Origin of the sequence: Desulfosporosinus cupriresistens, assembly GCF_001707885.1 — a bacterium.
In the GTDB taxonomy this organism is placed as follows: Bacteria; Bacillota; Desulfitobacteriia; order Desulfitobacteriales; family Desulfitobacteriaceae; genus Desulfosporosinus.
Window position 1 is genome coordinate 22,162 of the sequence record NZ_MASS01000036.1, and the last position, 20,815, is coordinate 42,976.

Annotated in this window: 23 protein-coding genes; 14 read left to right on the forward strand and 9 right to left on the reverse strand. The window is 42.1% G+C overall.

Going from position 1 to position 20,815, the window contains the following annotated elements; translation table 11 throughout:
• Positions 1-22: 22 nt before the first annotated feature.
• From DSBG_RS14055 to DSBG_RS23145, 4 genes are all read right to left on the reverse strand, one after another.
• A complete protein-coding gene (locus tag DSBG_RS14055; protein ID WP_068964946.1) occupies positions 23-712 on the reverse strand; it encodes a LutC/YkgG family protein in 690 nt (229 codons plus the stop codon).
• A gap of 14 nt (positions 713-726) precedes the next feature.
• Positions 727-2,169 carry a LutB/LldF family L-lactate oxidation iron-sulfur protein gene (locus DSBG_RS14060; protein ID WP_068964947.1) on the reverse strand — a complete coding sequence of 481 codons (1,443 nt, stop codon included), beginning with the start codon at positions 2,167-2,169 and terminating at the stop codon, positions 727-729.
• Positions 2,166-2,894 (reverse strand): (Fe-S)-binding protein, encoded by a 729-nt coding sequence (locus DSBG_RS14065; RefSeq protein WP_068964948.1) that lies wholly within the window; start codon positions 2,892-2,894, stop codon positions 2,166-2,168. The genes DSBG_RS14060 and DSBG_RS14065 overlap by 4 nt, the downstream gene beginning before the upstream one ends.
• 187 nt (positions 2,895-3,081) lie before the next feature.
• Positions 3,082-3,252, reverse strand: a complete 171-nt coding sequence (locus DSBG_RS23145) for a hypothetical protein (RefSeq protein ID WP_009622725.1) — start codon at positions 3,250-3,252, stop codon at positions 3,082-3,084.
• A gap of 414 nt (positions 3,253-3,666) precedes the next feature.
• On the opposite strand from DSBG_RS23145, the gene DSBG_RS14075 reads away from it, so the two are divergent.
• From DSBG_RS14075 to DSBG_RS14090, 4 genes are all read left to right on the forward strand, one after another.
• On the forward strand, positions 3,667-3,966 hold the full coding sequence (locus DSBG_RS14075; protein WP_083236877.1) for an SHOCT domain-containing protein: 300 nt from the start codon (positions 3,667-3,669) through the stop codon (positions 3,964-3,966).
• A gap of 147 nt (positions 3,967-4,113) precedes the next feature.
• Positions 4,114-4,530, forward strand: coding sequence for an ArsR/SmtB family transcription factor (locus DSBG_RS14080; RefSeq protein ID WP_083236878.1), 417 nt, complete (start codon positions 4,114-4,116; stop codon positions 4,528-4,530).
• 21 nt (positions 4,531-4,551) lie between these two features.
• Positions 4,552-6,801 carry a heavy metal translocating P-type ATPase gene (locus tag DSBG_RS14085; RefSeq protein ID WP_083236879.1) on the forward strand — a complete coding sequence of 750 codons (2,250 nt, stop codon included), beginning with the start codon at positions 4,552-4,554 and terminating at the stop codon, positions 6,799-6,801.
• Positions 6,802-7,134: 333 nt separating this feature from the next.
• The gene (locus DSBG_RS14090) at positions 7,135-7,488 is read left to right on the forward strand and encodes a YmaF family protein (RefSeq protein ID WP_068964962.1); all 354 of its coding nucleotides are present in this window, start codon (positions 7,135-7,137) and stop codon (positions 7,486-7,488) included.
• An 82-nt stretch (positions 7,489-7,570) separates the two neighbouring features.
• Here DSBG_RS14090 and DSBG_RS14095 read toward each other — a convergent pair whose 3' ends face one another.
• Together DSBG_RS14095 and DSBG_RS21905 are read right to left on the reverse strand one after the other, a co-directional pair.
• Positions 7,571-8,629: a CAP domain-containing protein gene (locus DSBG_RS14095; RefSeq protein WP_068964950.1), complete on the reverse strand. Its 1,059-nt coding sequence runs from the start codon at positions 8,627-8,629 to the stop codon at positions 7,571-7,573.
• Between the two features lie 140 nt (positions 8,630-8,769).
• The gene (locus tag DSBG_RS21905; RefSeq protein ID WP_242877636.1) at positions 8,770-8,946 is read right to left on the reverse strand and encodes an iron-containing alcohol dehydrogenase; all 177 of its coding nucleotides are present in this window, start codon (positions 8,944-8,946) and stop codon (positions 8,770-8,772) included.
• 286 nt (positions 8,947-9,232) lie between these two features.
• On the opposite strand from DSBG_RS21905, the gene DSBG_RS14100 reads away from it, so the two are divergent.
• The 7 genes from DSBG_RS14100 to DSBG_RS14130 all read left to right on the forward strand — a co-directional run bounded on the left by DSBG_RS14100 (position 9,233) and on the right by DSBG_RS14130 (position 14,713).
• Complete coding sequence (locus DSBG_RS14100; protein ID WP_068964951.1) at positions 9,233-9,550, forward strand: YmaF family protein; 318 nt, start codon at positions 9,233-9,235, stop codon at positions 9,548-9,550.
• A 181-nt stretch (positions 9,551-9,731) separates the two neighbouring features.
• Complete coding sequence (locus DSBG_RS14105) at positions 9,732-10,079, forward strand: cupin domain-containing protein (RefSeq protein ID WP_068964952.1); 348 nt, start codon at positions 9,732-9,734, stop codon at positions 10,077-10,079.
• A 253-nt stretch (positions 10,080-10,332) separates the two neighbouring features.
• Positions 10,333-10,674 (forward strand): metal-sensitive transcriptional regulator, encoded by a 342-nt coding sequence (locus tag DSBG_RS14110; RefSeq protein WP_068964953.1) that lies wholly within the window; start codon positions 10,333-10,335, stop codon positions 10,672-10,674.
• Positions 10,675-10,717: 43 nt separating this feature from the next.
• On the forward strand, positions 10,718-13,471 hold the full coding sequence (locus DSBG_RS14115; RefSeq protein WP_068964954.1) for a heavy metal translocating P-type ATPase: 2,754 nt from the start codon (positions 10,718-10,720) through the stop codon (positions 13,469-13,471).
• A 136-nt stretch (positions 13,472-13,607) separates the two neighbouring features.
• Positions 13,608-13,808: a CopZ family metallochaperone gene (locus DSBG_RS14120; protein ID WP_009622711.1), complete on the forward strand. Its 201-nt coding sequence runs from the start codon at positions 13,608-13,610 to the stop codon at positions 13,806-13,808.
• Between the two features lie 158 nt (positions 13,809-13,966).
• A complete protein-coding gene (locus tag DSBG_RS14125) occupies positions 13,967-14,164 on the forward strand; it encodes a hypothetical protein (RefSeq protein WP_009622710.1) in 198 nt (65 codons plus the stop codon).
• A 90-nt stretch (positions 14,165-14,254) separates the two neighbouring features.
• Positions 14,255-14,713: an FUSC family protein gene (locus DSBG_RS14130; protein WP_068964955.1), complete on the forward strand. Its 459-nt coding sequence runs from the start codon at positions 14,255-14,257 to the stop codon at positions 14,711-14,713.
• 95 nt (positions 14,714-14,808) lie between these two features.
• Here the strand turns inward: DSBG_RS14130 and DSBG_RS14135 are convergent, their stop codons facing one another.
• On the reverse strand, positions 14,809-15,015 hold the full coding sequence (locus DSBG_RS14135) for an alpha/beta-type small acid-soluble spore protein (protein ID WP_009622708.1): 207 nt from the start codon (positions 15,013-15,015) through the stop codon (positions 14,809-14,811).
• Between the two features lie 331 nt (positions 15,016-15,346).
• On the opposite strand from DSBG_RS14135, the gene trhA reads away from it, so the two are divergent.
• Positions 15,347-15,994: a PAQR family membrane homeostasis protein TrhA gene (gene trhA, locus DSBG_RS14140; protein WP_176716278.1), complete on the forward strand. Its 648-nt coding sequence runs from the start codon at positions 15,347-15,349 to the stop codon at positions 15,992-15,994.
• Positions 15,995-15,998: 4 nt separating this feature from the next.
• Here trhA and DSBG_RS14145 read toward each other — a convergent pair whose 3' ends face one another.
• Positions 15,999-16,457 carry a YbjN domain-containing protein gene (locus tag DSBG_RS14145; RefSeq protein ID WP_068964956.1) on the reverse strand — a complete coding sequence of 153 codons (459 nt, stop codon included), beginning with the start codon at positions 16,455-16,457 and terminating at the stop codon, positions 15,999-16,001.
• 358 nt (positions 16,458-16,815) lie between these two features.
• Between DSBG_RS14145 and DSBG_RS14150 the strand changes: the two genes are divergently transcribed.
• Positions 16,816-18,429 (forward strand): peptide chain release factor 3, encoded by a 1,614-nt coding sequence (locus DSBG_RS14150; protein ID WP_068964957.1) that lies wholly within the window; start codon positions 16,816-16,818, stop codon positions 18,427-18,429.
• 454 nt (positions 18,430-18,883) lie between these two features.
• Here the strand turns inward: DSBG_RS14150 and DSBG_RS14155 are convergent, their stop codons facing one another.
• The gene (locus DSBG_RS14155; protein WP_242877639.1) at positions 18,884-20,020 is read right to left on the reverse strand and encodes an N-acetylmuramoyl-L-alanine amidase; all 1,137 of its coding nucleotides are present in this window, start codon (positions 20,018-20,020) and stop codon (positions 18,884-18,886) included.
• A 189-nt stretch (positions 20,021-20,209) separates the two neighbouring features.
• Here DSBG_RS14155 and DSBG_RS14160 point away from each other — a divergent pair, with 189 nt between their 5' ends.
• On the forward strand, positions 20,210-20,530 hold the full coding sequence (locus DSBG_RS14160) for a hypothetical protein (protein WP_068964959.1): 321 nt from the start codon (positions 20,210-20,212) through the stop codon (positions 20,528-20,530).
• Positions 20,531-20,815: the final 285 nt, after the last annotated feature.

Below are 20,815 nucleotides of genomic sequence, written 5' to 3' on the forward strand. Positions count from 1 at the left end.
GGATAATTACAAGCTCAATCCTTTAATTTTCGTCTTCAATTAAGAGAACATAAACGTCTACAGGCCCATGGACACCTATGGAGAGGTCCATTTCAATGTCTGATGTTCGGCTGGGACCAGTAATCAGCTCGATTGCAGCGGGAGGACTTCCTGAGGCTGAAATTGCCTCTAGAACCTCAGAAAGGTTGTCCTTTAGTTTAGAAGTCTCGATAAAGGTGAGATGGCGAGGAGGAAGCAGGCTTACTGCCCGTCCTCTTTGGGGATTGCTGTTCATCACAACTGTTCCGGAGAGAGCGATTCCCCAATCAGCACCGGTCACTCCCAGTTCTGCTTGAGCAGCGATTGCATAACGCTCACGAGTATCCAACGCAGACTGAGGATAACGGACAAGAGGCCAGTTTAAGGTTGTAAAGGCAGATTCGGCGATAGTAGGGAGCATGTCCCAAGCTACGATGGCTTGCTCGGTTGGGCGATCTAACGAGAGCTCTCCAAACCATTCTTTAAGGCACTGGACCGTTTCGTCTGTTGACTTAACAATAGCTCCTTTGCCCCCCAAGGCTTGCCAATTGTGTAAAAAAACCGTCGCTCGTTCCTCGGGACCCGACAATCGGTATTCGGGAACATGGATAGGCACTGGGTCGGGCGTTTGAGAGGGGGTAGTACGCCCTAATTTTGTCGCCAGTTGACTAATGAAATCGCTTGGAGTTGTCATGCTCTCACCTCATCTTATTGAATTGGGTCTGAATTGGAGGATTTTTCGCTGAGCTTCAGTTCTGACCACATTTGCATGAAGGACTTGGAGGCAACCATAGGAAGCGTACGGCTTTTAGTCCAGTTGGAGAGAGGGGGTGGACCGCCGACGATTCGTTCGTGCTTAACGAAAGGCCGCTGTAAATGAGCACCCATCCGAAGCGCTTGACGTAATCTTTTCTCGTGGGTAAACATGTAGCGGTATCCTTGAAAGATTCGCTTCTCAATTTGTGGAGTATGCCCACTGAGCGTTTTGCGCGCTCTGAGTTTTACTAAGAGGTCATGGAGAGGAATGCGAACCGGGCAGCCCTCGGTGCAAGCACCGCAAAGTGTGGAGAAGTATGGGAGGTGTCCCCATTTGTCCCAATCTTTTTCTAATAGCGGCGTGATCACTGATCCAATCGGGCCAGCATAAACGGAGCCATAGGCATGGCCACCAATTTGACGATAGACGGGGCATACGTTGAAGCATGCTCCGCAGCGAATACAGTTTAAGGCCCTGCGAAACGTTGTATCCCCCAGAATTTCCGAACGGTTATGGTCCAGGACCACGAGGTGGAATTCCTTAGGGCCATCTGAATCCGAGGCTTGCTTTGGGGGAGTGAGGATCGTTGTATAGCTAGAGAGCCGTTGCCCTGTTGCACTTCGACCTAGTAAATTAAGCAAAACGTCGAGTTCTCGAAATGAAGGGACTATGCGCTCCATGCCCATGAGGGTGATTTGAACGTGAGGGAGGGTACTAACCATCCGTCCGTTGCCTTCGTTAGTGACCATTACAATGCTTCCGGTATTCGCAACGGCAAAATTGCAGCCAGTAATCCCAATGTCTCCGTGAAGAAACTTTTCTCGCATTTCTTGGCGCACGAATTTGGTTAATGTAGGGGTATCGGAACTCAATGTGTGACCAGCAATGGGTTCAAATAAGTCGGCAACTTGCTGTCGAGTTTTATGCATTGCTGGTACGATGATGTGAGATGGAGGTTCGCCGGCCACTTGGATGATGTACTCACCGAGGTCGGTTTCGATCACACTAACTCCTTCACTTTCTAGAGCGGAGTTAAGATGGATTTCCTCAGAAACCATGGATTTGGATTTGATGACGTTTTTAGCGTCATGTTCGTGCACTATTTTACGTACAATGTCTACGGCTTCCACCGGTGTTTTAGCAAGGTGGACCTGTCCACCGTTTTTTTCAACTTGCTCAATCAGTTGTTTAAGATAAAAGTCAAGATTGGCGACGACTTGAGTTCGTATGGCTTCCCCGGCTAGGCGCCAGTCTTCCCAAGCTCCTAGATCTTGGGCAGCTTTGAATTTCCCAAGACGCAAACGGTCTGTCGCTCGACGAGTAGCTTTACGTAAAAAATCATCGGTCAGAGCTTTATCGACTCGTTTTTCCACAATTTCCTTGTACATGGTCATCCCTGCATTCCCTCCCCGAGTAACTGGATAATATGCATTGTTTTAATGGGTTTGTTGATTTTCTCGAGATAGCCAGAAATATTCATGAGGCAGCCCATATCCAGGCCAAGGAGTAAATCTGCACCGGATGCTAAGACGTGCTCAGCCTTTTCTGCGACCATAGCCTCGGAGATTTTGGGTATTTTCACAGAGAAAGTGCCACCAAAACCACAACAGAGTTGAGCTTCCGGTAAAGGAAGAAGTTCCAATCCTTTAACATGTTCTAGGAGCTTCAAGGGAGGTTCCACAATTTCTAGGAATCGTGTTGCGTGACAAGACGGATGATAGGTAGCTTTCGCAGAATACTTAGCGCCCAGATCGGGTTGCTTCAAGATATCAACAAGAAATTGGGTAAATTCATAGCTTTTGCCAATAAGATCTTTAGCTTTGGCGAGATAAACGGGGTCGCTTTCAAACAGAAAGGGGTAATAGTGATGGATCATCCCAATACATGAACCGCTGGGGCCGACTACGATTTCACTGTGTTCAAAGGAATCAATGAGCGTACGGGCAACCTCTCGAGCGTCAGAAATATAACCGGAATTAAAGGCTATTTGCCCACAACAAGCTTGTCCCTCGGGAACGTCTACAGTGTGCCCAAGGTATTTTAGTATTTTGGCCATTGTCAGGTCCACTTCAGGATAGAAGGCATTCGTGAGGCAGGTGGCAAAGAGGGAAACTTTCATAAACTACCGTCCCTTCGTGAAATTGTAACAATTTTCTTGGTTTAGTAAGAATAGTATTACCAGATAAAGTAGGTTTTGATGCGGATCGAGCAGGAGATCCTCTCACGGGTAAGTAAGAAAAATAGAAGCTATCGGCTCTGTAGAAGAGCCAATAGCTTCTATTTTTCTTACTTTAGATTTAGCATAGTTACCCGAGAATCGGGACGTTGGGTTCAGTATACCAAATGGAAATAACGGTCGAGGTTCCTGTGCTCTGAGCGATGTTGGTCACCTTAAGCCAGCTGTTGTCCTCTAACCACTGATTGACTTCCTTTTCTAAGATTCGAGAATCTGGGGAACTGAAAATCTTAACTTTCATCACGTGCCTCGTCCTTTCAGCTAGGTAACTTTTTGATCTATTACCTTTCATCTATTTAAATCATACGTGAGGTGTGAGAATTGTCAATATCAGGACAAATAAATGAATCTTAACGTAAAACTCACAATATATTCACCTATTGCTCGCAAATGATCTGTATACTAAAGTTAGGTCAGGATGAAAAGAAAAATAGACCTGAGAGAAAGGATGTTTTATATGTTCGGGTTTCTACTAGTTTTGCTTTGCATTGGTGCCTATTTTCATTGTAACCAGAAGGGCTGTCATTTTCATAAATTGGTAAATTCTCACCAAGATGCACTCGATATAGTTCGAATACGTTATGCTCGAGGAGAGATTAGCTCCGAAGAATTTAACGAACGCCAAAAGGCCTTAAAATAAGGGGGATTTAAAGAGATGATGTATGCTGGTAATAATGTAATACGCGGTGGGGGAAACATAATGCATGGATATGGTACTGGTTTCCTGGCAAACGGATCTCACGGGTGGTTTGTATTGATCCCTATAGCTTGTCACTTGATCTTTATGCTTGTCATTATTATTCTTGCCGTTATTATCTTGAAACGGCACGGTAAAAAGGTTCGGGCCATTCATAAGCAAAATGATCCTGCTTTATTGATTCTACGTGAACGATATGCTCAGGGGGAAATTGACACCGAGGAGTTTAACCGTCGGAAACAAGATCTTGCTATATAACTGAATTGATATATTGGTAACTAGTGTGACTCTCTATAAAGGAGGGCCGCACTTTTTTTAATTTTATATACTAGGCAATTGATTTAAAGGAAGTCAATTGATATAATAATGTATGAACATATAATCATATGTAGGAGGGAGATTGCGATGGTTGATAGGATAGTAGACCTTGAAAATAACACAATGGCAGCTCTTGAGGAAACATCGGATAGTCCTGTCTGTGAGGTCTTGTGTATCCATAAGGAGTTGATCAAAGAGGTTGAAAAAACGCTCATTCCGGGAGAGCAAGTAAATAAATTAGCCGAGTTATTTAAAACTCTTGGAGATCCTACTCGGATTCGTATCATGGATGCCTTAGCGAAAGGTGAATTTTGTGTCTGTGATCTGGCTGAACTTTTGGAATTAAGCCAGTCAGCCACGTCCCATCAATTACGTGTTCTGCGGAGCAACCATCTTGTGAAATACCGTCGGGAAGGGAAGATGGTGTTTTACTCTTTAGATGATGATCATGTCTTGGCACTTTATCGTGAGGGTATCGAGCACATTTTAGAAGGTCGTTCATAAATATAGTTGGAGGAGAAAAGCATGAGCACAACAACAAAGCTGCAACAAACGATTCTACTAAAAAACTCGAAGCAGACTGTCCAGGAAAAAATAAGCAGCCAGAAAAATGACCTAAAAGAAGATCGTGAGAAGAGGCTTAAGTATCGCTTGCATGGTTTGTGTTGTGCAAATTGTGCCATTAAAATAGAGAAGGCCTTTTGTGCTGAAGAAACGATTGGACAAACGACTTTGAACTTTGCTACCCAAACTGTTTTTTTACCTCCAGCTGCTCTCGATCTGGCACAACGAATCGTCGATAGAATTGAGCCGGGCGTAAAATTAAGACCTGTCAATCAGCGAGAAAGTAAGAATCTAGATCGGCAAGAAAACTCCCAGCATACTCAATGGAAAAGGTTGCGGATGATCGTTGCTAGTGCATTATTCTTATTTGGTTTAGTATTAACAACGCTCTACCCAAACTCTTCCTGGGTTTTAGACTATACGCTTTATTTAACCGCCTATGGTTTAGTCGGCTATGAAGTGTTATATAGAGCTATGCGAAATATGGCACGCGGGGCGCTGTTTGACGAAAATTTCCTAATGTCGTTAGCAACGCTTGGGGCAATTGGAATCCACCAATTACCTGAAGCTGTTGGGGTTATGCTCTTTTATACCATTGGTGAATATATTCAAGACTTGGCGGTTAATCGTTCACGGCACTCGATTCAGGCTTTAACGAACATTCGACCTGATTATGCGAACCTGATCCACCAGTTAGATGTACTGAAAGTTGAACCAGAAGATGTCCAAGTCGGACAACAGATCCTGGTGCGACCTGGGGAGCGGGTTCCACTGGACGGAGAAGTACTGAGAGGGTCCTCGTTCGTGGATACGTCTGCTTTGACCGGAGAGTCGGTTCCTCGACAAGTCGAAGCAGGTGACGTCGTATTGTCTGGAATGATGAATACTAGTGGTGTGCTAACGGTTCAAGTGACTCGTCCCTATGCTGAGTCTTCTATGCAAAAAATCCTTGACCTTGTGGAAAATGCAAGTACGCGTAAAGCACGGACTGAAAATTTTATTACGACATTTTCGCGTTATTACACACCTGGAGTAGTGTTAACCGCTTTAGGAATCGCAATTTTACCGCCTCTGCTTGGGGCGGGGTCATTCAGTCATTGGCTCTATCGTGCGTTAACGATTCTTGTAATTTCCTGCCCATGTGCCTTAGTAATCTCAGTTCCCTTAGGGTATTTTGGTGGGATCGGTGGGGCCTCCCGGCATGGTATTCTTGTCAAAGGGGCCAATTTTCTTGAAGCTTTAACTCAAGTGAGGACGGTTGTTTTTGATAAGACTGGAACGTTAACTCAAGGGGTCTTTGAGGTTATTAAGCTCCAACCCTCTGCGGGATTCAGCCCAGAATATCTAATGGAAATCGCGGCAACGGCGGAAGTCCACTCCAATCATCCCATTGCCAAATCAATTCGTGAAAACTACCCATCTCCCCTGGAAGTTGGGACACTTGAAGATTATAAGGAGATAAGCGGGGCAGGTATTCAAGCTAAGATTAAGGGCCAAGAGGTTCTGGTCGGAAAGGCTGCTTTTTTACAGCGAGCCGGGATTTCGGTTTCAGAAGTTAGTGATCAAGAGAAGTCAGGAACATTTGTTCATGTTGCGGCGTCTGGTCAATATGTTGGGTATATCCTGATTGCTGACCGTATAAAGTCCGGTGCGAAGGATACTATCGAAGCGTTAGGTAAGGCAGGCTTAAAAACTGTCATGCTGACGGGAGACCATCAAGGGGTTGCTCAAAGTGTGGCTAGTGACTTAGGGGTTAATGAATATTACGCAGATTTACTTCCGCAGGATAAGCTGACTTGGTTGGAAAAGTTCATAGCTGAAAGGCACGGCAAAGGGAAGGTTATCTTTGTTGGGGATGGGATTAATGATGCCCCTGTCTTGACAAGGGCGGATGTTGGCATCGCGATGGGCGGTTTAGGGTCAGATGCAGCGATCGAAGCTGCCGATGTGGTTCTTATGCAAGATCAGCCAACTAAACTTTTAACAGCGATTGACATTGCTCGGTTTACAAAGAAGATCATTTGGCAAAATATCTTTTTTGCCTTAGGAATTAAATTAGGGTTCATTTTGTTGGGGATCTTGGGAATAGCGAATATGTGGGAAGCGGTTTTTGCTGATGTCGGTGTGGCGCTACTGGCTGTTCTCAACGCAACCCGTGTCCAACGGTATTCTAGTCCTGCATTTATCTCGTCCAGCCGACCAGGGTCATAAGCTTGCTTGCAACCCTGGTGGAGATACGCTAAACGTATAATGATGGCCGCTGGAGGAAACTATTTCATGTTTTCTCCAGCGGCCATTTCACCATGGATGTGTATGAGGTAATTTTTAAGGCTACGAAAAAGTTCTCATAGAATGCTTGGAACATTATTAGGACAAATACATATACTTTATTAAACAGCACATTAATTAATATCTGAAGGAAATAGGTATGGTGTATAGAAGAGGATTAAGATGAAAGTTCCGAAGATTGGGATCAGCGAGTCGCGGTATAAAGCAATTCTATCATTTCTAACAAATTTGAGCAGAAGGGGACTAACAATAACAATGAATCAACAAAATGAATCAATAATTCTAGAAAGTCCAGAAGGTTCACAGACTCATGTACACGAATTCGAAGGAAGTACTAAACTGGCAGAAGAAGGCGAAGATCGCCATAATCATCGTTTTGCTGGAGTTACCAGTCAAAAGATACCTCACGCGGGTGGTCATAGACATGCAATATTGACAAATACTGATTTTTTCCAAAACCATCACCATGAAATAGGAGTCATTACAGGGCCCCCCATACCAGTTGGCAACGGTAAACACGTACACTTTGTTGAGGGAAACTCCACAATGGATGACGGTCATTTTCATGAGTTCCAATTTGCAACCTTAATCGATAACCCGTTGATTTAAAGAATTGAAATCCAAAGTTGAAGCCGTCCAGAAGGGCGGCTTTTGTATTAGTTCACAGGAATACTACGTTATCGATAAATATTCAGAGCTTGATCACGAACTGGGCAGCATAGAAAGTGTCCTTCGGCTTATTATTTGGGGCGATTTCAATGGTTAGATAATCCAGCGCGTGGGATTTAACTAAGGGGACTTGGACAGAGAAATTCCCTTGATTATCAACACTAATATTATGGGCAGAGACGTTCCCGGACGGGGTGGATATATAATAGCCCTTGCCCTGAGGTTTGGCAAAAAAATGCAGGTTATCCCAAGAAGGATCAGAATAGGAATGGGTTTGCATGAGTTGTTCTCGGGTCATGGGCTTAGGGAGAGATTCCCAAACCCCATAAATGCCTTGAATTTTATAACCTTGGTTGATCTTTCCTTTGAGGGTAATGGTAGAACCAGGAGTGGCTGTCAGGGGAGGCTGTGTTATGACAGAATAATTATTTGTGAATTCCTGGGCCATCGCCACACCGTATTTTCCGACCGCAAGGGCTACCCCTACTCCAGTATGATGAGGATCCAAGATGTTTTGGCGATGTCCGTTATTGGGAGGTTGTTCGTTGATCATGGCGGATTGATGTTCAGAGACGATTGTTTTGAGTTGCTCTTTGGAAACGCCGCGAAAGCCACCTTCAAGCCAAAGCGTAACACTTTCGTTCTCATCAACTGCATCGAGTCCACCTGCTAAAGTGTACCGGTGCTGTGGTTTCTCTCCATCCATTCCCCAGTGGCTAATATAACCGTTATTTGCTTCTTCAAGGACATGTTGGCGGGCTGATTTGGCGGCCGTCACATCCCAGGTGACAATGGAAAGACCTGCTTTGAGGCGGTCTTCATTGATAAGGTCAACAACGACTTGCTCAAGCTGAGTAATATCTGCGGGTGTAGCTTTGGAAAATGGGGAAAGCGGCAGAGGAAGACCAATGAGCCCTTGTGGGACCGTGCTTGGATCAGATGAGGTTTGAGACTTAGGTTGAGATTGAGATTGAGGGGGAGCGATGTCCTTGGGTAAAGGTAAGGATGACCATATTTTGTTGCAGCCTAAGTTCAAGATGAGCAAACTTGACGTTATAACCCAGAGTAAACGTTTGAACACGGTGATCCTCCTATAGCAATAAGCATTTATATCTTCTAGATTACCCTACTAAACAAAAGATAGCCACCTTCCGATAAAACTAACCATCAGACCAATACGAACCCATGTCTGCATGGGTTCGTATTGGTCTGATGTTCTATTCACAATTGGCCTAGAAATATGGACTCAATTCCCGCTTCTTTTAGATAAGCTAGCACTTGGTCTAATACCCCGTTAGTTTTCATCGAACCTTTGCCCATTGAGATAAAAGCTTTAGAACCCTTAACTTGTTTCAGGTACTCAAACGTACCCGTTCCGAATACCACATCTCTCGGCATTCTAAACTCCTGTAGATCGATTCCTTTATTTAACTACATCTACATATGATTACTATATTGGGGATTTAAACCCAATTAATATACAAGTGTATTATTTAAAACACTATATCCTCAAAATTTTAACGATTAATCAAAGACAATTTAAAAATTTTTTAAGTTCTTTAAGAACCTTAGTTGGACATTTTAGCGAGGCAAGCCCTAAGCACGAAATAAATACTCTTAACATAAACTGGGATGGTACTTAAACTAGTATTAAAGATGGAACTGGTAAGAAGGAGGAATTTTAATGTATTCACACGTTAAATCAGAGCCTGCTCATAATCATGGGAGTGTCACGCATACGTCCTGTGACCATGGACATGCACATCAATGCCTGGACATTACAGGGCCAGCTGTTCAGACAATGGTTGGAAGCCATGTTCATCACTCAGAAAGCTGGGTAATGTACGAACATGGACATTCTCATTACTATAAAGCAGTTTCCGGACCCGCGATTCCGTTACCAAATAACCAACATGTACATGATTGGGATTTTTATACTTCGGTTGATGCTGGACATTGTCATCATATTAGTGGTCCAGATATGCCTGCGCCAGGAATTTAAGTTGAAAAAAGACGGATCACAAGGTAATTAAGAACTGGCGGTACTGTTTGAACAAGTGACTGGGAAATTATGGGTAGTGCTATAAACACTAAAAATATTTTGAATGCTTTAATTCGGGGAGGAGTTCTGGGAAAGAAGCAGAATGTATGCAATAGTCAATCAAGAGGAGGTCGAATAAATAATGATTGTTGCACATGAGAGAGATGTCCAAGTGGTAAAACTTGAAGGGGATTCCTTGAAAAATGTCATTAAAAAAGTTCTTATCTCTCCCCAGGAAGGTTGGGAGGGGAATGTTATGCGGGTCTTCGAGTTAGAGGTCGACGGGTACACGCCCAAACACAGCCATGCATGGCCCCATATCAATTACATTTTAAATGGAAAAGGTATACTTCATTTGGATGGAATAGATCATCAGCTTGAAGCAGGTTCTTATGCTTACGTTCCAGGGAATAAGATACATCAGTTTTCAAACCAAGGAAATCAACTATTTACATTTATTTGTATTGTTCCCGAAGAGGGCGAACAGTAAAAAGTCTGTCAAAGTTAGGGGATCAGAGATTTATCGGTCACATAGCACGTATAAAGTAAATTAGTAATGGTACATAGTGTAAAGCTAGAATGAATGGATACAATAAGAAAATTATAGATTAAAGATTCATGTCATGGCATGAATCTTTTTGCCGTAGTGAACTTCCATGCCCATATTAGGATAACTAATATACTAATACTTGACTTATAGTATAGGGGGGTATACTATATTGATTAGCGAGGTGATTAATTAAATGAAATCAGAAGAAAAAGTCCACTCATGTTCTCTCTGTCAGAGTGATGGCGAGAATCAAGGCGAACGGACGAGTCATCATGATGATAAAACGATTAAAGAACTTGTGACACGTATGAATCGCATTGAAGGACAAATACGGGGGATTAAGGGGATGATCGAACGTCACGTTTATTGTGATGATGTCTTAAATCAAATCGCCTCCGCACAATCTGCATTAGATGGAGCTGCCCGATTACTCCTGGAGAAACACATGAAATCCTGCGTTAAGGAACAACTTCAGGCCGGAGATGAACAGGTTGTCGATGAGGTCCTGAAAACTATCTTTCGTATGATTCGATAGGGATGTCTTTTAGTATAAAAGCCTCGTTTAGGAGAGAATAAAAATGACAAAACAAGCGATCCGTGAGCAAAAAGAAATTCCAGTCTATGGAATGAGCTGTCAGCACTGTGTCAACCATGTCACTAAAATTTTAGAAAAATTTCCGAGTGTGGAGCAGGTCAGTGTATCCTTAGACGATTCGAAGGCGACCTTTGATTGGGACCCTGATATGGTCAATTTGTCTGACATCCGTAAAGAAATTGAGGAAGCTGGTTATTCGCTGGAAAAGCTGGCCGATACTGAAGTGGAACAGGCGAAGTCTGAGGGTATCTCAGAAAACTTTGTGAAGCCGGCAGAATCAGAGGTTGCGGCCCCTAGCATTATTCCTATGGCATCTTCCGTATCTAACGCAGAAGCGCAAAAGCAACAGTTTAAAATAAGTGGCATGACCTGTGCAAATTGCGCATTAACCATTGAAAAGGGTCTCCAAAAGATGCCCGGAGTTAAAACAGTTGCCGTTAATTTTGCATCGGAAAGATTAACAGTCGAAATGGATCCAGAATTGGTCGAGGAAGATGCCCTCCTTGCCAAGATCAAGGATCTGGGGTATGCAGCTCAAAGTGAAAATGGAGGAAAGCAACAATTCAAAGTGAGTGGCATGACGTGTGCAAATTGTGCTCTGACAATTGAGAAAAAGCTGAAAGCCACCCAAGGTATTCAAAGCGTTGCTGTTAATTTCGCGAGCGAAACTGTCGCTGTTGAATTTGATCCAAGTGTCGTCAATATGAAAGAGATTTTCGAACTAGTGCGAGATGCTGGATATATCCCTATGGAGAATAAGGATGAAAACCAAGATGATCGAATTGCCATCAAACAGCGTAATTGGCTCATTTTTAGTGCAGTTCTAGCTTTGCCTATTATGCCTCTTATGTATCTCCCCATGACGAGAACTGTAATGTATACGATCCTTGCTTTGGCAACTATTGTCCAGTTTACGGCTGGTTGGACATTCTATCGTGGAGCTTACCACGCCTTGAAAAACCGTTCAGCCAATATGGATGTTCTGGTTGCGTTGGGGATCACAGCTTCTTATGGGTATAGCTTAATGACGACGTTGCATATGTTCCTCCCGACGATTTTCTTCGAAGGTCCAAATTTCTTTGATACGTCTGCCTTATTGATTGCCTTTGTGCGCTTTGGAAAATACCTCGAGGCTAAAGCGAAAGGGCGGGCCGGTCAGGCCTTAAAACGTCTGTTAGAGTTACAGGCTGATAAGGCACACTTGCTTGTGAATGGTGAAGAAAAGGAAGTAGCCGCATCCGATCTAAAAATAGATGATATTGTTATTGTTAAATCCGGGGAAAGAATACCAGTAGACGGCGAGATTATCGAGGGACAAGCCAGTATCGACGAGGCGATGCTGACAGGAGAATCCATTCCCATCGACAAAGGAGTAGGGGCCCCTGTGATCGGGGCTACGATCAATCGTTCTGGTAGTATTAAAGTTAAGACAACCAAAACTGGTAAGGATACGGTACTTTCAGGAATCATCAGAATGGTCGAAGATGCTCAAGGAGTAAAACCACCGATTCAAAGACTAGCAGATACCATTTCTAATTTCTTTGTCCCAACTGTTGTTTCGATATCACTCATTACTTTCTTAGTGTGGTATTTCGCGTTGCATAGTACGTTCGTTTTTGCCTTCACGGCTGCTATCGCTGTTTTAGTTGTCGCTTGTCCCTGTGCGTTGGGACTGGCTACGCCTACGGCGATTATGGTTGGCAGCGGGGTAGGATTAAACCGAGGTATCTTATTTAAATCGGCAGCGGTACTTGAAGGAATTGCTCACTTACAAGTTGTTGGGTTTGACAAAACGGGGACATTAACTAAAGGAACTCCGGAAGTGACAGAGATTGTACCCTATGGCTCCTATACGAAACAGGAAGTGCTTAAAATTGCGACAGCAGCTGAAAATCCCTCTATTCATCCGTTGGCCCAGGCGGTTGTCTTAAAGGCCAAAAAAGAACACCTGGCAATCCAAGATGTGGCGAATTATAGAGAAGAGGGAGGCTATGGTGTAACTTGCACCTTTGAAGGACAGCCATTGCTCATTGGAAACATTAAGCTGATGAACTTGCACAGCGTAAATGTCCAAGAAGCGGAAAAAGATTTTCAGCGTCTGGCTGAATCGGGCAGAACAACTAGTTTTATTGCTTTAGGCGACCGCGTGATTGGGCTAATTGCCCTAGCAGATGTGATTAAAGAGAGCACAAAAGAAGCCATTAATCGACTACACCAGTTAGGTTTAAAGACGTTCATGATTACGGGAGACAATAAAAAAATCGCTCATCTGGTCGGCGATCAGGTTGGGATTGATGAAGTTATTGCCGAAATCTTGCCACAAGATAAGATCAATATTATTAAGAAATATCAAGACCAAGGCTTTAAGGTGGCAATGGTAGGGGATGGGATTAATGACGCTCCGGCTTTAGCTCAATCCGATATTGGAATTGCTATCGGTTCTGGGACCGATGTTGCCAAGGACACAGGGGATGTTGTTTTAGTTCGTAATGATCTCCTTGATGTGGAGAGGGCTATTCGTTTAGGGCGAAAAACACTCAACAAAATTAAGCAAAACCTTTTTTGGGCCTTAATTTACAATACCATCGGTATTCCAATTGCCGCTGGCATCCTGTATCCCTTAACTGGGAAGCTGTTACCGCCTGAGTGGGCAGGACTAGCCATGGCCTTCTCCTCTGTGTCTGTTGTGACCAGTTCTCTGATGTTGAGAAGGTATGACGAGAAACTGATAGATTAAATTGGTAGGGTCTGTTCAATGGGGTTAGTGAATGATAGCAAAGAAACAGCCATTGTTTGTTTTTCTCTGAAGTTGCAACATGCTCCTTGAGAGGAAGGATATAAAATTCTGACTTCTGATAAAGGAGGTGAAAAAAATGAGCCAAATCATTCTTAAGGTTGAAGGCATGACTTGTAACCATTGCAAAATGAGAGCTGAGAAAGCTCTGCAAGGGGTAAGTGGTGTTGAAAGCGTTAAAGTTGATCTTGCAGCCAAGGAAGCCGTTGTAACGGGTGACGCTGAACGGGCGAGTCTTGTTAAAGCTGTTGAAGATGCTGGATATTCCGTGGTAGGATAACATACAACCGCACAATAATCTGTCTTAATCAAAGAGCCGCTTGCGGTTCTTTTTTTTGTATTTTCACTTTGCATCTTTACTACTATACTGGAAATCATCATTTTATAAGCGAGAATGAATACATTATCTTTGGATAAACTATGCATGAGGTGATGATCATGCCCAGACACGATGGCAATAAAGATAAGAATGAAGAGTTAAAGAAGATCGAATTGACCCTTCGAAACATTCATAAAAACGAAGAGTTTTTAGCTGAAAATGCTGAAGAGCTTAGCTCACATCAAATCAAGGATGTTAAAGCTCAATTGGCCTCAAAGAAAAAACACCTGGAAGAAACCGATGGTACGATTAAATAGGAGCGACATTGCTCCTATTCTTTTTTTGATTTTACATTAGTAAAAATTACAATTCCGTAAGAACCCAATACTTTATAGTAAGGAGCACCAATGATTGGTTGGAGAATTATTAAGACAGGAATCGCAGTTGCCTTATGTATTTGGATTGCTGAATTATTTAAATTCCAGCACCCGTTTTATAGTGCCATTGCAGCCGTGATTGCAATGCAAGCTACGGTTGAAGGTTCATTAATATCGGGAGTTCACCGTATGCAAGGAACGATCGTTGGTGCCCTAACAGGTTATCTGTTTGCACTGGTGGCTGTGCGAAGCCCTTTGTGGACAGGGTTAGGGCTAATCCTAACCATGGCAATTCTAAAATATTTAAAATGGCAAAAAGCAATGACAATTGCTTGTGTAGTGTTTATTGCCATTTCGGTTAATATCAAAGGTAAACCGTTAGATTATGCGTTTAATCGTATCATTGATACAGCTTTAGGAATTAGCGTAGCCTATTTAGTGAACCGTTTGGTTGCACCACCTCGTCGGCGTGATGAGGACACTTATTAAACTTGTCCGTGTAAGATCCATAAATATAATAAGAGGGATATCTTTCGATATCCCTCTTATTTAATCCGTATGTCCTTTTGGAAAACGGATTATTGTTAGATTTTGCTGCCACCTTTAAGATGTTCTTCGGCAAATTGAATCATCCGCTTAGTCATTTGGCCGCCAACAGAACCGTTTTCGCGGCTTGTTCGGTCACCCCCGAGTTGAAGGCCCATTTCATTTGCTACTTCATACTTGAATTGATCCAACTGTTGTGAGGCTCCTTGAGCTGCGGGTGTATTTGTGTTTCTTTCTCCTGCCATGATAGGTACCCTCCTTTAAATTTGTGTGTGTACTGGAACATTCTTATTATGTGTTAGAGTGATTTAATTAGTCAGGTAATTATTGCTACAAAATAGAGAGCTTACCTTATTTGGATGAGAAGGAAACAATTAAAGGTCTTGCTTGTTAAGCAAAGACCTTTAAACAAATAGGTATAAATCTCGAAATAATAGGTTAAGGGTTCACAGAATTCAGGTGTAATTCTTTAATACCAAATTGGCAAGAGCCATGCGTAGGTTGATTTTCCTTACTATAAGGTTTAAACTATTACTAGGATTTAACATATGAGAGAGCAGTATAGGAGGCCGGAACGTGAGTTTGAAAATGAAGGAACCGGTGAACACTTGGACCCATTTCATTCCATTTGTGGGAGCGATTATTGGGTTGGTATTTCTAATACTAATATGTAAAAACAATATTTCGAAACTCGTCATTATGACGATTTATGGGTTAAGTGTGATAGTACTATATGGGGCTAGCTCGGTCTATCATTGGGTTCAGACAACACCTCAGAGAGAGCTTCTCTTGAAGAGATTAGATCATATAGCGATTTATTTTTTAATTGCTGGCTCCTATACACCAGTTTTTTATTACGGTTTGGAAGGGGCATGGCGTTGGGCGATGCTCTCTGCAGTTTGGACTTTAGCCTTTGTCGGAATGGCTTTGAAAATTTGGTTTATCCATGCACCTCGCTATGTTTCAGCTGCGTTTTATGTCTCGCTTGGCTGGATTGCGTTGGTACCGTTCTTACAACTTATTAAACATTTACCGATCGGCGCAATTATTCTTATGGCCGTAGGTGGAGTAGCTTATACAATGGGTGCTGTTATATACGCAACCAAAATTTTTGATTTTTTCCCAAAACGCTTTGGTTTTCATGAAATATTCCATCTGTTTATTGCAACGGGCAGTATATTGCACTTCATTATGATATTTATTTATATTGTACCAATGCAATAGGTTCTTAACGGTCATCCTCAGTACAACAGGTCATCGCTTCCTCTGCGCTGTAATCCCAGTGCACGAGCTTTATTATTCCAGGATAATATGTGTCAAATCCTTGTATACCGTTCCAAACAATATTTTGAATCTGATCTTTTGAAGGCTCCGCGTCAGAAAGATCCAGGAATGTACGATACCGAATTTCTCCGTTATCCATATCCATTTCAAAATTACCATTGGCTAGTTCATAATTTACACGGTTCATAAATTCACATACTTCAAGACGCTTGGCATGTGGGATTTTCCTTTTGATGTGTGTGTTACATAGTAATGATTCTTGTTCTTCATCAACAAGCAGAAATACATGGAAGTTAGTGTTAACGCCAGAGATCTCAAGTTTTATGATTTCATTCTTTTGGTCAAAATCAAATTCCCAGCCGTCTTGGCTTAGAATATCAAACAGCGCCTCAAATAAAGACATGGCCCCATCCTCCTTTATCTGCGTTAGCTAGTTAACAAATTCTACATGAGGGGGTCAATTCCTTCTGCTATTTGGCAGTGGACGCCATAAAATTGCTTAACAAAAGAGGGATATTTTGTTATGCGTTCAGATCAACTATCTGAGCGCTTTTCCTATTTTTGAGATTGGTTTGTAAAATGATAGTTCGGGTCTTTTTGACTATTCAATTAAGAAGTGCTTAATAGTCTTGTAGAAAAATTGGAAATCGATTGAGGAGATACATTGAGACATGGTATAATAAATTCTTACAATATTTGAAGTCTAATGTGTATATTGCGAATAGGATGTATGCAAAAGATAAGTTAAGGAGTTAAACAAATTGAACCAGACGGATTTAAATTTAGAAATTAATTCCCGGAAAACATTTGCTATCATCTCTCATCCTGATGCAGGAAAGACGACATTAACGGAAAAACTACTTCTCTTTGGAGGTGCAATTCGAGAAGCTGGTTCGGTCAAAGCTAGAAAAGCGGAACGTTATGCTACGTCGGATTGGATGGAGCTTGAACGGCAGCGGGGTATTTCTATTACATCTAGCGCACTCCAATTCAATTATCAGGGGTACGTCATTAATATCTTGGATACACCCGGTCACCAAGATTTCAGTGAAGACACCTACCGTACTCTGACGGCAGCCGATAGTGCAGTCATGCTGATTGACGCCGCCAAAGGGGTTGAAACTCAGACGAAAAAATTGTTTCACGTCTGCCGTAAACGAGGGATTCCGATTTTTACATTTATTAATAAATTTGATCGTAATGCAAAAGATCCTCTGGATTTAATGGATGAAGTGGAAAAGGTTCTTGGGATTGAATCGTATGCCATGAATTGGCCAATTGGTATGGGCCCAGATTTTAAAGGGATTTATGACCGACGGACAGGGCAGGTCGAGCGATTTATTGAAGGAAATAAAAAGTCCATAGCCAGCGCTAAACCACCTGTATCCGGGGCCCTCAGTAATCCAGATGTACAGGAGGGTATTGGAGAGGTCCTTCTTAACCAGCTTAATGATGAAATAGAACTTTTAGATTTGGCTGGAAATGCTTTCTCTCAGGAACGGGTAGATCATGGAGAGGTGACGCCGGTCTTTTTTGGGAGTGCACTCAATAACTTTGGTGTCCCCAACTTTTTGCACAGTTTTCTAGAGCTCGCACCCGCCCCACAACCTCGCAGTACGAATATGGGCGAGTTAGATCCAGCGACCCCAAGTTTTTCTGGGTATATCTTTAAAATTCAAGCTAACATGAATGCTCAGCATCGCGATCGCATTGCGTTTATCCGGATTTGTTCAGGTCGCTATGAACGAGGCATGAATGTGATTCATACGCGTTCCCATCGTCGGCTCCGGCTCGCCCAGCCTCAGCAGTTGTTTGCCCAAGAGCGAACTATTCTCGATGAGGCGTATGCTGGCGATATTATAGGAGTTCATGATAGTGGACTATTACGAATTGGGGATGTTCTCACTGAAAAAGACGGACTTCAGTTTGAAGCTATGCCTTTCTTCAGTCCGGAAAACTTTGCTCGTATCAATATCTCGAATGCCTTAAAGCGCAAACAATTTATCAAAGGGATTCAAGAACTACAAGAAGAGGGAGCTATCCATGTTTTTCGTGATCTCCATGTGGGAGTAGAGGCTCCGATTATTGGTGTTGTCGGACAATTACAGTTTGAAGTGCTAGAATACCGATTGCGTGAAGAATATGGTGTTCAGGTTAATATTCAACAGCTTCCTTTTGAAATTGTGCGTTGGGTTGAAAAAAACGAAAAGACGATTAAGCTTCTTACAGAGTCCAGCATGAGTACGGTAGTAATGGATAAAGATGAAAATTATGCCGTTTTGTTATTGGATGAATGGAAGGCGAAATGGTTAAGTGAACGTTATGAAATAGAATTCTATATCCAACCACAAGATTATGTATCGACTGCAAAATAACGATCAGTGCTCTCTGATTTCTAAGTATTACCCCTTGAAATATTTTGCTTTTAACACGAAAGCCCGGGATAATCCTGGGCTTTCGTTTTTTATTTTTATAAAGTAATTTAATTAAAAAATCTACGCCAAAGCACAAATCCACGGTGTGCTGGCGTAGACAAAGGGAATGAAGGGGGATTAAGTGGAGTCGGAAGCGTTTAGAAGGTAAAGCATTAAGCGCAATACCACAATATGGGCACTGAAAGTAGGTTGGGGGATATGAAACTGAGCTACTTGAAATCCTATAATTAAGTAGGTTGCATATTTAGACGCTGCTACTTCTTACACTCTATAATATCTTAGTAGTATTATACTACAGTTGAGTCAAAAGACAACATTTGTTCTGAAGATTATAATAACTTAAGAAATTAATATAACAGAAACAACGCTTAAAATGGGGGATACTTAAGGGTCTTCAGTTAACCTCATTTAATGGTTGAGTACTAAATGTATGATCTAAGAGGATGTGCCCGCCGATGGTATCTCCAAATTCCCCATTGATCAGTATACGCACGCCATTAATTCCAGGAATTTGCGTCATCGACCAGACGATAGACTTGATAGTCATATCTTCTTCTAAAGCTCCCCCAGGGAAATCGTCCTGGATATCCTTACTTAAATTAATAGTAGCTATACCCTTTTGAATAGTTAAAGAAAGGATTTTTGTTTTTAGGGCAAGCGTGCGCGTATTTGTGATCGCCTGAGGGCCTTTAATGAGTTCACCCAAAATGAGGTTTGCTTTTTGGGTAAGGTTTAGTTCAGCCCATACTGATTGACTAATTTGGCGATCTTCTGGAACGAGGTTTTCTAGATCAGAGTTTAAGAAGTAGAGTTTATAGGTATCGTTGCCAGCAGAGGGGGGGCCTTCTTGTGATGATACTGTTTGTACGATTTCTCGTACTCCTAGCGGGAAGTCCTTGAAGTATTGATCAATTCCTGTCCCAATAGCTTCAGCTATCAAGTCTCGGTAACTGTTCGATAACAATAGTTTTCTTTCCCGAGGATTGGAGATGAATCCAACTTCTACGATCACAGCCGGCATTTTCGTTTGGTTGATAAGGTAATAGTCACCCGCTTTAGCTTTGCGTTTGTTATCAGATTGAAGGCGAGTGAGCTGCTCTTGAATAAGTTCTGCCAATGCTTTGCCCGTCGCAGATTTTAAATGGTAATAGGTTTCCATCCCATAGGTATTTCGTCGAGGAAAACTATTAGTATGCACACTAATAAATAAATCGGCGTTATTTTCTGAAGCTAAATTAATTCTTTGGTTCAATTCTGCTCGTTTTGCCATACGTCCTTGGACAAATCCCGGAAGAAAAAAATCCTTATCCACTTCGCGGGTCAGAATGACTTTGCAGCCTTTAGATTCCAAAACCTTACGTAAACGCAGAGAAATATCTAAATTTATGTCTTTTTCTTTGAGTCCTGAATTCTGTGCTCCTGGATCAGCTCCTCCGTGTCCAGGATCGATGACAATAATTTTGTTCTTTAGGTCGGAAGAGAATACAGAGTTTAATCTAAGTGACCCGGCTCCAATTAATAAAATAAGCAATGTTATGATAGGGCCTAAAAACCAGGTTTTTCGAATAAATAGAATGATCGGCCGCTGGAACATTCTGCAGCACGCTCCTCTCGCGAGAGTTTATCACTTATGTATATTGTGTGAAGGTGCATAGTAAACATAAATTTAGAAAAGAAATTGTTTAACCAAGAATACTTTGTGATGGAGGGTTGGGTGCATATGGTTTTAGTTTGGATTGTTGTTTCTATGGTCGTAGTTTTGTTGAATATTCCATTTGGATATTGGCGAGAGAATGTTAACAAGTTCTCATGGCAATGGCTTCTAGCCGTTCATTTTCCTGTGCCTGTAATTGCTTTTCTACGTATCTGGCTAGGCCTTGGATGGAACTGGACGACATTTCCCATACTAGTTGGAGCATACTTTTGTGGGCAATTAATAGGAGCAAAGTGGCAGCGACTTTGGAGGAAGTCGATGAGGGTAAGTGGTTGTTTGCCTTACGATATAGTACGGTTTCGATGGATTATTTTAATATCTCGCTAAATATGGTATCTGTATTAATATATTGCTTAATCAAATCAATTTATTTAAAAATTTTTTAAATAGAATAGAAAAGGTGAATAAAAAGCAGGATCTTATGAAATAATAGTTGACATCATATAGTGAAAATGGTACTATAACTGAGCGCCACAAAGACGCACAACGATTGAACAAGTAAGGGGTTGAAACCTCGCGCTAGTCAATCTGGATCAGGCAAATTAGTTGTTGACAACGCAAGTTGAAAATGCTAAGATGTAGATCCGGCCTAAGTGGCTAAGAAAAAACCAT

Bases quoted from the DNA above. Each gene is read 5' to 3' on its own strand.
- DSBG_RS14055 (WP_068964946.1), bottom strand. From the start codon at position 712: ATGACAACTCCAAGCGATTTCATTAGTCAACTGGCGACAAAATTAGGG.
- DSBG_RS14060 (WP_068964947.1), bottom strand. From the start codon at position 2,169: ATGACCATGTACAAGGAAATTGTGGAAAAACGAGTCGATAAAGCTCTG.
- DSBG_RS14065 (WP_068964948.1), bottom strand. From the start codon at position 2,894: ATGAAAGTTTCCCTCTTTGCCACCTGCCTCACGAATGCCTTCTATCCT.
- DSBG_RS23145 (WP_009622725.1), bottom strand. From the start codon at position 3,252: ATGAAAGTTAAGATTTTCAGTTCCCCAGATTCTCGAATCTTAGAAAAG.
- DSBG_RS14075 (WP_083236877.1), top strand. From the start codon at position 3,667: ATGATGTATGCTGGTAATAATGTAATACGCGGTGGGGGAAACATAATG.
- DSBG_RS14080 (WP_083236878.1), top strand. From the start codon at position 4,114: ATGGTTGATAGGATAGTAGACCTTGAAAATAACACAATGGCAGCTCTT.
- DSBG_RS14085 (WP_083236879.1), top strand. From the start codon at position 4,552: ATGAGCACAACAACAAAGCTGCAACAAACGATTCTACTAAAAAACTCG.
- DSBG_RS14090 (WP_068964962.1), top strand. From the start codon at position 7,135: ATGAATCAACAAAATGAATCAATAATTCTAGAAAGTCCAGAAGGTTCA.
- DSBG_RS21905 (WP_242877636.1), bottom strand. From the start codon at position 8,946: ATGCCGAGAGATGTGGTATTCGGAACGGGTACGTTTGAGTACCTGAAA.
- DSBG_RS14100 (WP_068964951.1), top strand. From the start codon at position 9,233: ATGTATTCACACGTTAAATCAGAGCCTGCTCATAATCATGGGAGTGTC.
- DSBG_RS14105 (WP_068964952.1), top strand. From the start codon at position 9,732: ATGATTGTTGCACATGAGAGAGATGTCCAAGTGGTAAAACTTGAAGGG.
- DSBG_RS14110 (WP_068964953.1), top strand. From the start codon at position 10,333: ATGAAATCAGAAGAAAAAGTCCACTCATGTTCTCTCTGTCAGAGTGAT.
- DSBG_RS14115 (WP_068964954.1), top strand. From the start codon at position 10,718: ATGACAAAACAAGCGATCCGTGAGCAAAAAGAAATTCCAGTCTATGGA.
- DSBG_RS14120 (WP_009622711.1), top strand. From the start codon at position 13,608: ATGAGCCAAATCATTCTTAAGGTTGAAGGCATGACTTGTAACCATTGC.
- DSBG_RS14125 (WP_009622710.1), top strand. From the start codon at position 13,967: ATGCCCAGACACGATGGCAATAAAGATAAGAATGAAGAGTTAAAGAAG.
- DSBG_RS14130 (WP_068964955.1), top strand. From the start codon at position 14,255: ATGATTGGTTGGAGAATTATTAAGACAGGAATCGCAGTTGCCTTATGT.
- DSBG_RS14135 (WP_009622708.1), bottom strand. From the start codon at position 15,015: ATGGCAGGAGAAAGAAACACAAATACACCCGCAGCTCAAGGAGCCTCA.
- DSBG_RS14145 (WP_068964956.1), bottom strand. From the start codon at position 16,457: ATGTCTTTATTTGAGGCGCTGTTTGATATTCTAAGCCAAGACGGCTGG.
- DSBG_RS14160 (WP_068964959.1), top strand. From the start codon at position 20,210: ATGGTTTTAGTTTGGATTGTTGTTTCTATGGTCGTAGTTTTGTTGAAT.